We start from the raw sequence: 14,127 nt of genomic DNA, 5'->3' as shown, positions 1-14,127 counted from the left end.
TCATTTACTGCTCACAAAGGTACGATACTATGACACTTGCTCAGGCAATTGCCGATTACCACGCTTTACTTGAACCGGCGTTGGCCATTGATTCGTGGCAACGGTTAACCGAAGAGATGCGTGCCCGCCAGCTCTACTTCGGTGAGCGGCCACTAGCAACTGTACTGCGACCACGACTCATCACCGCATCGCAATACGATCTCCTCCGCCGTGGTACGCAGCAGGTCGCCGAGGCAGCACGAGCCATTGTAGCGGCGGCACTCGAATCTTCAGAGCTAGGGCAGGAAGTGCGCGATGTTCTCATGCTCACCCCTCTCGAAGAGCGCCTGATTGCGATGCATCCCGGTTATCTTGAACCAAGTGCCCATTCACGAATGGACACATTCCTGACAGTCGATGGTACCTCATTACAATTTGTCGAATACAATGCTGAGAGTCCGGCGGCAATTGCCTATGAAGATTTGTTGACGCAAGCGTTTTTGGCGATGCCGGTAATGACCGAGTTTATGAAGCGGTACGCGCTCACAACCCTACCGGCCCGCCAATACATGCTGCGCACCTTGCTCGATTGCTGGCAAGCGGCAGGAAGTCCTGGTCACGAACCGCGTGTCGCAATCGTTGACTGGCATGGTTTGCCAACGGCGACCGAGTTCGAGATGTTCCGGCGTTATTTTACCGAACACGGTCTCCCAACTGTGATCTGCGCCCCGCAAGACCTTTCCTTCCGCGATGGTCAGTTACTGGCGCCGACTCCCGAAGGTAGTGACATGCCGGTCACCATCGTGTTCAAGCGCGTCCTGACCAGTGAGTTCCTCTCGCACTATGGCGAAGAAGCGCTGACGCACCCGCTGGTGCAGGCCTATGCTACCGGCGCATGTGTGATAGTGAACTCATTTCGCGCCAAACTGTTGCACAAGAAATCGCTCTTCGCCCTTCTCTCTGATGAGCGCTTCCATGACCCGCTAACTGCTGCGCAACGTGCGGCGGTGGCAGCTCACGTACCTTGGACAAGAGTAGTACGACCCGGCATTACAACGTATCAGCACGAATTGATCGATCTGCTGCCCTTCGTCCGTAAGAATCGTGAACGTTTCCTGTTGAAACCCAACGACGAATACGGCGGTAAAGGTATCACGATTGGCTGGGAAGTCAGTGCTGACGAGTGGGATGCCGCACTGCAAGCAGCACTTACTTCACCGTTTGTGGTTCAAGAGCGCGTCACCATTGCCTACGAACCGTATCCTGCTCTGATTGACGGTCAGGTAGTGATTAGTGAACGTCTGGTCGATAGCGATCCGTTCTTATTCGGCACTGAAGTCAACGGATGTTTGTGTCGACTCTCGACGGTGACCCTCTTGAACGTCACTGCCGGCGGAGGGAGTACCGTTCCAGTCTTTATTATCGAGGATTCACCTGCGTCGGGAGCAGGCAATGATAGTCTATGATGCGCTTGGACGACGCATAGAACTGACAGCGCCGCCACAGCGTATTGTCTCGCTGGTGCCGAGTATGACTGAGTGGTTGTTCAGCGTTGGCGCCGGAGATCGGGTAATCGGCATTACCGACTATTGCATTGAACCGGCGGCGGCGCTGCAACACCTGCCACGACTACGGGGGACGAAGAATCCGGATCGCGCTGCCATTCTTGCCCTCAAGCCTGACCTGATCATTGCCGAGCAAGAAGAGAACCGGGAACGCGATGTGAACGCCCTGAGTGCTGCCGGGCTGCAAGTGTATGTGACGGCTATTCGGAGTGTCGCCGATGCCGCCGCTCAACTGGCGGCGTTGGCGGAAGTTTTAGATGTCGTTGCGGCAGCAACACCCCTTACTGATGCCTTGCAGCAAGTGCTTCTTGATCCTCCATTACCAACGTATCGTGTGCTTGCCATGATCTGGCGTGACCCCTGGATGGCTATCGGGCGTGACACGTATGCTGGTGATCTGCTCCGGCTAAGTGGTTGCAGGAACGTCGCGGAGGTACTTCCTGGTCGCTACCCACGGGCAGCACTGGCCGATTTCCTCGCTCTCGAACCAGAAGTGATCTTACTACCAAGCGAGCCGTATCCTTTCGGTGAACGCGACAAGCTGGCATTGCTCGAAGCCGGTGCTCGTTGTCGGATCGAGTTCTGCGATGGAATGGCACTGACCTGGCCCGGTCCACGCACACCAGCAGCAATTGCCGCGTTTCGTCGAATGTTCTGGGGAGTTTATGAACCCACTCATCCGCTTACGTGAAGTAGCGCTCAATACCATCTTGGGAACCCGTGAGGACGAGGTGCTGAACGATCCCCCACCACCACCCGTTGCTGTCGATGGAGTCGCTCTGGCGGCTGAACTTAAACAAGCCGTGAACCGCTTTAAGGCAATGGCAATGGATGAAGAAGGCAGGCAGGTCGCGTACCAGCAACTGCGTGACGATCCGGCTTATATCACCTATCGCACCAAACTAACCCCTCTCCTCCAACGGTTTGATCCGGCCTCACTTCCGGATCGTCCGACCCGGTTGGCTTTCTGGATCAATCTCTACAACGCGCTGGTTATTGATGCCGTTATTACCTTCGGAGTCACAACCAGCGTTGCTGAGCAGTGGGCTGGCCTTAGCTTTTTTCGAGCGGCAGCGTATCGGATCGGAGGTCAACGCTGTTCACTCGATGACATTGAGCATGGCATTCTCCGCGCCAATCGTGGTCATCCGTTCATTCCCGGCCCCCAGTTTGCCGACAATGACCCACGGCTCGCCTGGATTATCGATCCACCCGATCACCGCATTCACTTTGCGCTCAACTGCGCCAGTAGCTCGTGTCCACCAATCGGGGTATACAGCGCCGAACAGATCGAACAACAGCTCGATCTGGCACTCCGCAATTTTGTAGCCGCCGACGTTACCATCGATCCCGACCGCGCTGAAATTCATCTGTCGCGCATTTTTGACTGGTACCGCGACGATTTTGGCGGGCCGAACGGGATTATTCAACTCCTGCGCCAAGCCCTACCAGATGACGAACGGCGGGCATGGCTGATGCAAGCGCGGCGTGGTCGGCTGGTCTATCGTCCTTACGACTGGACATTGAACATTATCTGATGGAACACCTATGACTGACGACTGGCGTAAACGATCACTGAAAGAACTCTACCGCTTAACCGGTCAAATCTTCTCGCAGATTCCAGAGCTAGCGCGTCTTTGGGGAGGTGCTTATCAGGCACTCAACTTCGCCGATGTTCCTTTCACTCCTCTACGTAAACCGCTGTACGAGTGTCGCCTGGCACTTATCACGACTGGCGGTGTCCATCGGCGCGATCAGGAGCCGTTTGACATGAGCGATCCACACGGTGATGCGACGTATCGTCGTATTCCTGCCTCAACTACCTTACATGAATTGACCATCACCCACGACTACTACGACCACAGTGACGCGGATCGCGACCTGAACATTCTCTTCCCTCTCGAACTCGTGCGGCATCTGGTCAACCGTGGTATTATCGGCAGCCTGGCCGACAGCTACGGCTTCATGGGCCACATCGAACCACCTCACCTCAACACACTAATCCAACAAACGGCACCAGAAGTTGCCACCTTCCTCAAACAAGACCGGGTTGATGCAGTCTTGCTGACGCCTGGCTGAGGGCTCTGTAATCAGTCCGTGGGACTGATCGCACGTATTATCGAGAACGCTGGCATCAGCACCATCTGCATCGTGAGTCTGAAGCCAATAGCCGAGCAGATACGTCCGCCGCGCACCCTGCATCTGGCGTGGCCGTTCGGGCATCCTCTCGGCGAACCAGGGAACCGGATTCAGCAGCTTGCTGTGCTGCACGCAGCATTGCAGGCCCTCGCCACGGCCCAACCAGGGCAAATCCTAGAACCGGGCTGGCGCTGGCGACGCGAACAGTATACGCTGCCGGAGGGGTGGGGGTAGAGCCTTACCGCGAAACTATCTCAGCATTACGGCGAAACTGAGTCATGCTTACCATCTTCTATGTGTTAGAATAGAGATCAGGATACACAAAAATGTCTGCATAAGGGCGCAGTCATGTCGCTGATATGGTGGATACTCCCAACGCTCATCATATTTTTCGTTGGTCTGATCTACTTCTACATCAGCCTGGATACGGCAGGACAAGCAGCGGTAGCACAACGATGGCGTGATTTCATACCGTGGATATTCTTTGGCATTGCAATCTCGCTCGTATACTACTCGATCCTTGCTCGTACTGAAGAGGGTATTTCTCCATCTCAAGAGAATGATACATTATCTATAACTACAAACAAAGATGAGTATACGTTGTTCATTTTGTATTCGCGCACGACTCACGTCGACACCATTACCAATTCTTCACACGAATTTGTTCTTTGGCTGAAAAATAACGGTAGCGCCACTCCGTTGAAAGTCACAGTTGAATTCTCCAGTACCATCCCTTTCACGTTCACTGATGATACCGGTACACCAGTCGCGTTACCGTTAACATTAACAACCGATAATACTCCACGCCAGCAGCGTCTGGTGATGCAATCCCTGCCCGTAAGTGATATGATGGAAATCGAGATCAAGGTCAGTGATGAAAATGGGCAGAGCGAGACAAAAAAGATCGGTATCACGTATGAAACACAGACTGCGTTCTTTTGGCGAACGTTCAGAAACTTCGTTAGTGATGCGGGTCTAGGGTTGGCGGCTGCTTCGGCTGTATTCGGTATCGGCTGGCAAATATTTAACGAGCGACGACAGGAACGATTGAACCAACAATCTGAAAGCATTCGTGAAATACGAGATCTTTTTGAACGTGACCTTGTTGAATGGCATCTCACTGCTGAGACGCTTTTGTGGGAAGAGAGCCGACACTGGGAAGATCAGACGCGCAGCGAACTGGAGAAAACCATTAAAGACCAACGTCAAAAATTGACCAGTATTGCTATGAAAGAGCGGGTTATCCATCTCTTGCAGGATGCCGCAGGGTACTATCGTGCGGGAGATGACAGAAGATTGAAAGGCGTTTTCGAGTTGCTCAAGTTGGCGCAGCCAGAGTTTCGTCCTAAAACTTTCAGCGAGCCTGGATCGCGGCAGCAAGCCAGTGATGATAAGCTTAAGTTGGCGCAGCAAGAGTCTCGTTCTAAAACTGACTTATTGCTACTGCCGCCAGTGTATGATCAACAGAGTGCAAAAACCACACTTGATATTTGTGCGAACATTTTGCATCATTTTCAGATGAATGGCTACGAACTTGTCATCGCAATGCTTGAGAGGCTGGCTTCCCATGCTGAAGGGAGACAATACCTCTTGCAGTTCATTTCTGAGAATGTCACCTCATCTAATGCGAACGTCTCCGACATGCGCGAAGTCATCAAACTTGCATCAAACGATCCGCGCATCCGTCAGCATCTAGTCGATGAACTACCTCCAACTTACGCATGGCCGTTGTTTACTCCTCCACATCCAAAGAATATTGTCCGGCCTAAACCAATCACTGATTGGCTGGAAGTGAATGAATTATCGATCAATCCTTTCGATCTGGAAGAATTGCAAGGTTTTGGCAAGTTCTGGGAAAGTATCGAATTAACTCGCAATCAGCAACATGCTACAATTGTTGCTAGTAGCAAGTTCGACTGTTACATCGCTGCATTTGCGCTGTACAACGAACTCCGCAAACCGAATACACAGTGTCTCCCTTTCCTGGTTTTTCTATCCGATTTTGATCCGATTACCTGCGGGAGTCTGATACATTTTATCGGACGTAAAGCTGGAGAATATTGGTGTACTGCGCTGGCCCGTCAGCCAGAGACGATACTCTGGCTGTTAGAAGATGAACAGATATTACTGGCCGAGTGGATGATCTGGGTCAGCGGATCGTTGCCAGCACTGCGGAGAACCTTACGCAATCAGAGTTTACAAAACCAGAGTTCGCAAAGCCAAGGTTCACAAGACAGGGGTTCAAAGAGCGATGTGGTCAGACAAATCGTGCTCCATCTTCTTGATAGGTTGTTATCCAATGCTACACCGAAGATACCGGATGCCAGAACCGTGCTGGATTGGTTGACTATCTGCCCACTCGGTATCAAACAGATGCACCTAATTGTCATTGACGATACCGGAGACGATCGAGCTAGGCAACTCACCACATTGATGCATGATCTGCAACGAGCTGGTCTTACATGCACCTTATTTACAACATCCATGCATACTGGCAAACACGGACATTCCGAAAGTATCCGGTTGCGCTGGACAGAAAAGGATTTGCTGTCGCTGCTGGATAGTACAGTTGTTATTGTCAGTGAACAAAAGCAGTCTCTACTTGGACTGATCGAATTAGGAAACTCTGCAACAAATAAAGAGGAATTCGTAACAGAAATACTCAAGCGTGCCCATGGCTCATTCGCACTAAGTCTGATCATATTTCAGCATGCATTGGAACAACACTTGGTGTTATATCGCGATCAGAACGATCCAGCGTATAGTCTTCTTCAAGAAAACGACTTCAGATGATAGACCATATAGACAATTACAACACGATTCTTTCCACTGAAGCGCTCGATACACTGGCTGCAGAGCGCGAATCCCATCTGCAACCGCTAGTGTTCGTCGAGCCGGACCGGTATGCCGCCTATACCGGTATGCGCTCGCTAGTCATCGTCGGTGACAGTGGTTCGGGAAAGACGGCGCTGCGTTTGGCGCTGACTCGCCAAGTCGCCCCGGAAAATACTCCGCCAACATACCTGGTGGTGAACTGGCAGCCGGAACCGTTCGAAGATGTGCATGGCAGTCCAGCAGTGCGGGTCTTTGTGCGCCAGGCACTGCATGCCTGCGCAACTACACTACTCACGATTCTAGTCAAACACCCTGACCTGTTTCGCCGTGCACCACCAACTGTTCAGATGACGTTCCACTGGTTTATTCAGGCACACATCAGCGCCGACCGGCAACATCTATGGGCGTCTATGGCAGAACAAGCGGTTAATGACGAAGGTAAAGCACTCGGTCAGCATCTGATATTTGAGCCGGCGACAGCAATCCTATACCCTGATACAACCGAACAACGTATCATTGCTCACCTGACCGCAACTCTCCAGCGGATTGGGATACGTGGTGTATGGGTAACGATTGATGGGTTCGATCCCTGGCTACGAGGATCAACCGCTCTCATGTCAGAACTCATGATTGCCATCCTCTCAACGCTCGAACTTCTCGATCTGAATGGTTTTGCAATCAAAATGTTTGCGCCACGTGCTCTCGAATCAGATATTACCAGAAGTTGGGGTATCGTTAAAGGTCGCATTGAGCTAGACACTCTCACGTGGACGCCAGAACAATTGACGACAATCACCGAACGCCACATTGCAGCGAAGATAGGAAAACCATCACTGCACTTGAGCGACCTCTGTGTGGCCGATCGGGATATTCGTGACTGGTTGCAACGCTACGGCGGAAGCACGCCACGCGGCTGGCTCAGATTGATTCGCCCGTTGGTTGATGCTTTTGCCGCTGCTGGTGCATCGCATTCGCTTCCTCATAGCGTATGGAATTCGCTCAAGCGCACTCATCCGCCCCGCCTCTCCATTGACCTTAAAGCCGACCGTGTCTTCATCGGTGAGGCCGAGATTGTCGGGCTGCAACCACGTTCCTACCGGCTGCTTCGCTATCTATACGAGAACCGCTCGCGGCGCGTCCCGCGCAGCGAACTCTACTACCGCGCCTATCTGGGTCTTGCCGAAGAGCCGCGCACCCGCGACGATCACGGTTGGGAGGATCCCGCCAACTGGACAAACGTTCTCGATAACGCCATCCTGCGCCTGCGTCGGATCATCGAACCCGATCCCCGCCATCCGATTTATATCATTACTAATCGTGGTTGGGGTGTTAAATTGGAACATGCTATTTGAAATGATTCATGCCGGTTCTCGTCTTGCCGATTGTAAAGTATCTGTTCACCAGCAGTCTCTGCAGGAAACACCTGATGAGGTTTTGGTGAGATGATATTCAGTATTCTATCAGCATACCGTTAGCAGCTTGAGGGATAAGTGTAAATGTGGAGTAGTATGATTCGATATAGCGTTTTATGAGTAAAGAAATGAACATTCGTTCTAATTTATCCTAATGCGAAAAATCTCTTTCTCAAGAGTGAAGTACTACATTCTCAATGGCTAAACGCGCCAATAAAGAAACGGTTAACACATGGGTAAGATAGTATGACTACTCGGGACAAGAACGAATATCCCGATGAGCATTCTCTCACATCTACCGACTGGTTTCGCCGCATCGGTCTGCGGTTCGATCCGTATGTTCATCTGGAAGCATCAAGCGATCCCCATCTATCCGAATACACTGTCAACCTCGACATATTCCGTGTCGCACTGGACAATAAACCAACCATCATTGTCGCTCCGCCGGGCGGTGGTAAAACCGCTATGCGTGTCGCAGTTACGCGGACATGCTGGTTCGATATTGGCGGAACATACCCGTTCCCATTACCCTATAATTTGGGTACAGCCCCCCTCACCGGTACCCCACCAACTACTAGGGAGCACCTGCGTCTGTTGCTTGAAGCCGGTACCTGCGCGCTACTCACCGGTCTGGCCTTTCGTCCAGAGCGGTTGTTTAGAGCATCAAGTACCGAGATTCGGGCAGTAACCGCTATTCTACGCGCTGGCTTGCCTGGACCACTCGATTACTATCTCGACATTCTACGTGAAACCGGTACTCCGGCCGGATTGACCCCACTCCTAGAACGAACATACGCTCTCACTGCACCGCCGCCACCTGATGTTCTCGATCGGTTTTGCAATACGTTAGCAACGTCTGGAACCGACGCTATGCGTGGGCGGATGGAGGAGGTCTTTCAGACATTTGTCGAGGTCGTGACCGACGCGCTCGGCTTCAGCCATGTTCTGCTTCTAATTGATGGTCTCGATGCAATGTATGAAAATCAGGAAGACTCTCAACACGCAGCACCATGGGCTTTCGAGCTATTTGATCGCTCTGAAACGTGGGCTAAATCGAAAACCTTTATCAAACTATTCATCCCCGATTCGCTAGAATCCGCTATAACTGAATACCTTCACCACCATGCTATTCCCACGCAGATAGCTCGTATCATTTGGAACCACGACTTACTGGTGAGTATGCTACGGAAACGCATTTCCGTTGCTTCCGAAGAACGCTTCGAGTCGCTCGACGCTATTAGCACGCCGGCACTAACCAATGTCGAACAACAGATTGTGAAAAATCTGCCGCCTTTGCCGCGCATTGCACTCCAGGTAACTCGGAAGGCAATCTTACACTACGCGGCGCGTTTGAACGACGGATGGCAACTTGATGAGGAGGACATTCGCTATGCTATCGCCTGGTATCACCATTACGCAACCCAGCGCAGTCTATCGCTGCCATCGCGTTGATAAGAACCAACACAGTCTAGCCTGGCAGGGCACCGGCTCCATGTCCAGGATTTCAAAAATGTTCGGCGATCAACGAAACGGGAGGATAAACATGACACAAACCGATCCACCAGTGTACCAAGCGGTGTACAAAGCCGATCTCTTTGTCAATCGCGAGAAAGAGATCGAAACGGTAACTAAGGCTCTTGAGAACATTGCACGCGGTGATGCTGAGCAGGTGCGGACAATAGTGTTTCAAGGCGAACGTGGATTAGGCAAAAGCTGGCTGGCGCTTCATCTCCATCGCTCTGTCTTAAAGCAAACATCCTCCGATCCACCACCGGCTTATCGCATTTTATCGCTGTTGATCTGTCTTACACCGCCCCCTAAAGATAAAGAATTCCAAGTAGGTGAACGAGAATGGTATATCACCAGCAATGATATATCTCAGATCGAAAGCGGGGATGAGCGGCACTACGAACACTTGCTTCAGGAGCTTCTTGCCTGGATCGCAGAACAACTTGACATTGTTCGCACACCTTACGCTTCATTGCGCGATCTCTCCGCGTGGCTGGCACAGGATGTCAGAAAGAAGCTGGAGTCAGAACGAGACCTGATAATCTGCCTGATTCTAGACTCGGTGTTCGAAGCAAACAGGGGCTTCCTCGATTATTTAGAACGCTACCTGCTCGCCGCGTTTGCAGCGTTACCACGTGTTTTAATCATTATGACAGGCCGTGGCCGTCCATATCTCTGGAAATCTCCTTATCTGCGCCTCGAACGTGAAGACCAATCGCTCACCCCTTTCTCGCTTGAACAGGTTGCCGAGCAGATAAGAAAATCACTTCAAAAATCATCTCAAGGATCACCTCAAGAATCACCACAAGATACACTCATAGCTGCCAATCTTTCCGACGAAGAGTTCAGACAACTGGCAGAGAAACTGGCAAAGAAGGTGATCAACCTCGGTGGTGGGTATCCGCTGACGAATGAGTTGCTTGCCAGAGCATTCGTGGATCAGGTGCGCGACAGATTATCGAAGGGTGATGATCTCGAACAAACAATCAATGACGTGACCATTGATGACAAAGTGCTAGAGGGTGTAGCAAGCCGCTTGTTAGAAGTGATACCCGAGAAATGGCGCGACGAGTTGCGAGAAGTACTCAATGCGCTGTGTGTGCTAAAGGATGGGTTTCGCGAACATGAGATGCCTTACTTTCTAGCGGAACTACGTAATACGGAACTGAAAGGACCAGAATACACGATTGCAGCTATGCGTGGCTTGCGAGATCTTCTGCTTGAAACGAACCTAGGACGCTGGCAAGATGCAAGGTACGTCCTCGACGAAGCAGTACGTACTGTTCTTGAACAGCTTCTGAAATCGCAAAAGCGAGAAGTCTGGCGACGCTTGCACGAACGGGCTGTAAATCTGTACGAAGACTGGGCGAAAAGGTATCCGAACAGTAGGCAGTACTTCGAACAGCGCGCCGAATACCATCGTGGGGTGCTAGCGGAAGATGTCGGTCATTCTGTCTCATTCGCCTGAACGACAAAGAGGACTTTGCTATGAGTGAGCATGAACTTGAGCGTTATACTGGAGCATGGGCAACTCCTGACCTGGTTGGACGGGAGGCGATACTTAAACAGATTGATACAGCGATCTCTAGTACTTCGGGAGCATCTATTATTGCCCTGTACGGTAAGGGTGGTATCGGCAAAACGCGCATTTTGAACGACACGTTCAAGCGACGCAAACCCGGACTTTTCCTGGCACAGCAGGTAGTTGATCTGTACGACATGCAGTATCACAGTAGTCTAGCGCTTGCCAGTGCGATCTACGCCTCACTGAACGTTGCCAATAGTGGTCACTTCCGCACCTTTGAGGAAAAACGTGCGCAGCAGTACAAAGCGCAGATCTCGGGGGATGTGCGTGCGATTGCCGAAGCAACCCAGGAGACATTGCAAGCATTCATCACCGACTTCAACCGTTTCTCGCAGTCGCAGCACGTCATGATTGCGCTTGATACGGTTGAACGCATTGCTTACGGCGCAACTGAGCAACGTCCGCCGTTTCAGGTAGCCGAAGCCTGGCAATGGCTGGTCGAGACCTTACCCCACTGGGGCAACGTTACTGTTCTGGTTGCCGGTCGCAACCAGATTCGCCATCTCTTCCCAGACCTTGAGAACCATCCGGCAATTCGTCTAACACGTATCGAAGTAGGACCGTTCACCCTAGAGGAAACAAACGAATATTTGAACGCAGTGGCGCGAGCCGCCGAACAAGCGGGTGAGCAAGCGGTTGCGAATACACTGCGCGATCTGAAGCCGCAGTATAGGGAGCAGGTGTACCGCTACTCCGGCGGTGCGCCGATTATGCTTGCACTTTTGGCCGATTACATCAGCATTTCCGGATTCGGGCAAATACAAGACATCCTCGATGTCGATACCGATCCTGCGCGTGCACAAGAGGAACTCGAGCGGCAGATCGTCAAGCGTATGATGGACACTAAAGGCATCCGGGATATGCTCCCTATGCTGGGGCGAGTACCAAAAGGTGTTGATGGAGAATTGCTGGCGCATCTGCTCGAGATTTCAGTTGAGGAAGCACGTGATCGACTCGAGCCTGTTAAGCGCCTGTCGTTTGTTAAGGTGCGCGATGGTCGTTACTTCCTGCACGACGAGATGTATGCCATCCTGGCGCGGCAGATTTATAGTGCACCAGACGACGCACATGGAGCTGCGGACGTTAACAAAACAATCATTAAGTGGTACGAGAATCAGATTGAAAAGTACAACAAACAACTCGACGACCTGTACGCGCCAATTGAACAGGAGTACCACTCAGTCGAGGAGACACCAAGCCTCGATCACGTGCGCATCACTAGTGTTCAACAAGAGAGGCATCGTTTACTGGTCGAGCGCATGTACTACATCCTGCGACTTGATGTGCTCGAAGGGTTTAAAGAGTACTGCCGCATGAGCTTCTACACGGCCTTCACTGGCAACACCATGCTCGATACTCAAACCCAAGCAGAGCTACTGGTATTCCTCGACGAACGCGATCCATCAGGACAGCAATCGTCCATTGATGGTCTGGAACGCGAGATGGTGCAAGGTATTGTTACAATTCGTCCGGTAGTGCACCGCCGGTATGGGGACTATAATTACACCAGCGCTATTCAGGAAGCGCTGCGGCTGCGGCGTGAAGAGCCGCATACCCTGAAAGCCGGCGGTGGAATAACCGAAGCAGCGCTCAATGTCTGGGAAGCATTAGCACGGGTTACCCGCGCAAGCAGAGAGGAGCAAGACCTTGAACACACCGAAAAACTGCTATACGACGCTGAACAAATCTTGAGCGCAGTTGCACGTGATGTATCAACAAACGTTCCTAAGGCAAGGAGTTGGTATGCCGGAAGTATGCTGGCGCTGGCATACTATGCCCGCGGATTAGGGTCACGGTTACGCGGGCAGATACGTCAGGCGATCACAGAATATCGTCGCGCCGCTGCTAGTTGGCGAAAGTTGGATATACCCGTCTGTCTGGCCTTGACATTAAATAACCTTGGTTTTGCTGAGAGTGAGGAGGGAAGCTTTACCGACGGCCAGAGGCTGGTTGAGGAAAGCCTTGCGATCCGCAAGAAACTGGGTGCACGGGCATTGATCGGCCTAAGTTACGCTACCCTCTCGCTCGTTCTCATCAATGCTGGCAATTCCACGTTGGCACAGGCCAATGCCGAGCGTGCACTGCGATTATTCCAGGCGGTCGAGTACCGATTTGGACAGGGACTAGCGCTGCGTAACCTTGCTGAAATACTGAATCGATCGGTTAAGCACGATGACGACCCTGATCAACGCATTCAGCTCTTACGGCAAGCACACCAATATGCGAAAGAGGCCCGTAAACTTTTCGAAGCGATGGATGATCGTTCACGCCTGATCGAGTCGTTGATTGAAGAAGGAGATGCGCTGCGCCGTCTTTTCGCAGTAAAGCGCGATCATCCGTCGTTGCTGGAAGAAGACCTCGACACACTGTTGGATCAGTGTGTGAAGACACTAGACTGCGCCATCGACTTTGCACGTAAACAAAGCAATTCATTCCGTCAAGTTGTTGCCGGAGTCAATATGGCCTATGCAGGCTTTCATGGAGAACGACCGGACATCATCGAGAAGGGTCTGCGTGAAGCACGTGAAGCAATCCCCTCTAACTACCTGATCACTGGTGAAAGGCTACCGAATTCCCAAGACCCGAACATCTATCATCCCCAGGTATTCAACGAACTTGCACGCATCCATATGTTGATCGGGCACCACCTCTTCGCTCATTATCGTCGCAACCGGTCGGAGGATAACTTGAAGCGTATTGAAGATGAACATCTCAGACTTGCCAAGTTGTTCGTTGAAGACAGCAAGGTAGATTTTCGGACGGTCGATGATTGCTTGCGCTATGCGATCCGTTATTATGCGCTGGCATTTGAGTATGATCGGGTATTCATGGGCTGCGACCTCCATTACACACTCAGCGATCCCGGTGGGTTGCGTGGACAAAACAGTGTGTATAACCGGTTGAAGGATTTGAACGCCGAAGAATTAGACATCGTTGCGCAGGCAGTACGCACTTTTGAGCATGATTATCCGGTAGGCAAGTCGGCGATGCGCGATCTCCTCGAACGTTGTGCATTGCTAATCGAGTAGCATCCCTGCTGATTGTTGGCCAGATGTCTATCTAACCGCAGCGGACGTAGCGAGTGCTTGGTATAAAGCGTTGC

10 protein-coding genes are annotated in these 14,127 nt (G+C 51.7%); all 10 read left to right on the top strand.

The window, feature by feature from the left end; genetic code table 11:
* The first annotated feature begins 29 nt into the window (after positions 1–29).
* The 10 genes from JE47_RS0106535 to JE47_RS0106490 all read left to right on the top strand — a co-directional run bounded on the left by JE47_RS0106535 (position 30) and on the right by JE47_RS0106490 (position 14,053).
* On the top strand, positions 30–1,445 hold the full coding sequence (locus tag JE47_RS0106535) for a circularly permuted type 2 ATP-grasp protein (RefSeq protein ID WP_035419123.1): 1,416 nt from the start codon (positions 30–32) through the stop codon (positions 1,443–1,445).
* Complete coding sequence (locus JE47_RS0106530) at positions 1,432–2,235, top strand: helical backbone metal receptor (RefSeq protein WP_051871082.1); 804 nt, start codon at positions 1,432–1,434, stop codon at positions 2,233–2,235. The genes JE47_RS0106535 and JE47_RS0106530 overlap by 14 nt, the downstream gene beginning before the upstream one ends.
* The gene (locus JE47_RS0106525) at positions 2,210–3,082 is read left to right on the top strand and encodes a DUF547 domain-containing protein (protein ID WP_031458984.1); all 873 of its coding nucleotides are present in this window, start codon (positions 2,210–2,212) and stop codon (positions 3,080–3,082) included. The genes JE47_RS0106530 and JE47_RS0106525 overlap by 26 nt, the downstream gene beginning before the upstream one ends.
* A 10-nt stretch (positions 3,083–3,092) precedes the next feature.
* Positions 3,093–3,623 (top strand): glycine/sarcosine/betaine reductase selenoprotein B family protein, encoded by a 531-nt coding sequence (locus JE47_RS20395; protein WP_035419120.1) that lies wholly within the window; start codon positions 3,093–3,095, stop codon positions 3,621–3,623.
* An 18-nt stretch (positions 3,624–3,641) separates the two neighbouring features.
* Positions 3,642–3,917: a proline reductase gene (locus JE47_RS0106515; protein WP_031458982.1), complete on the top strand. Its 276-nt coding sequence runs from the start codon at positions 3,642–3,644 to the stop codon at positions 3,915–3,917.
* A gap of 114 nt (positions 3,918–4,031) precedes the next feature.
* Positions 4,032–6,476, top strand: a complete 2,445-nt coding sequence (locus JE47_RS0106510; protein ID WP_031458981.1) for a hypothetical protein — start codon at positions 4,032–4,034, stop codon at positions 6,474–6,476.
* Positions 6,473–7,870: a winged helix-turn-helix domain-containing protein gene (locus tag JE47_RS0106505; RefSeq protein ID WP_236631150.1), complete on the top strand. Its 1,398-nt coding sequence runs from the start codon at positions 6,473–6,475 to the stop codon at positions 7,868–7,870. Before JE47_RS0106510 ends, JE47_RS0106505 begins: the two co-directional genes overlap by 4 nt.
* Positions 7,871–8,176: 306 nt before the next feature.
* Positions 8,177–9,382: a hypothetical protein gene (locus tag JE47_RS0106500; protein ID WP_031458979.1), complete on the top strand. Its 1,206-nt coding sequence runs from the start codon at positions 8,177–8,179 to the stop codon at positions 9,380–9,382.
* Between the two features lie 58 nt (positions 9,383–9,440).
* Positions 9,441–10,907: an ATP-binding protein gene (locus JE47_RS0106495; protein WP_236631149.1), complete on the top strand. Its 1,467-nt coding sequence runs from the start codon at positions 9,441–9,443 to the stop codon at positions 10,905–10,907.
* Between the two features lie 20 nt (positions 10,908–10,927).
* Positions 10,928–14,053: a tetratricopeptide repeat protein gene (locus tag JE47_RS0106490; protein ID WP_031458977.1), complete on the top strand. Its 3,126-nt coding sequence runs from the start codon at positions 10,928–10,930 to the stop codon at positions 14,051–14,053.
* Positions 14,054–14,127 lie beyond the last annotated feature (74 nt).

The sequence above is a fragment of the Chloroflexus sp. MS-G genome, assembly GCF_000735195.1.
In the GTDB taxonomy this organism is placed as follows: domain Bacteria; phylum Chloroflexota; class Chloroflexia; order Chloroflexales; family Chloroflexaceae; genus Chloroflexus.
Note: the sequence above shows the minus strand (reverse complement) of the source record. Positions and strands in the feature narration are given on the sequence as shown.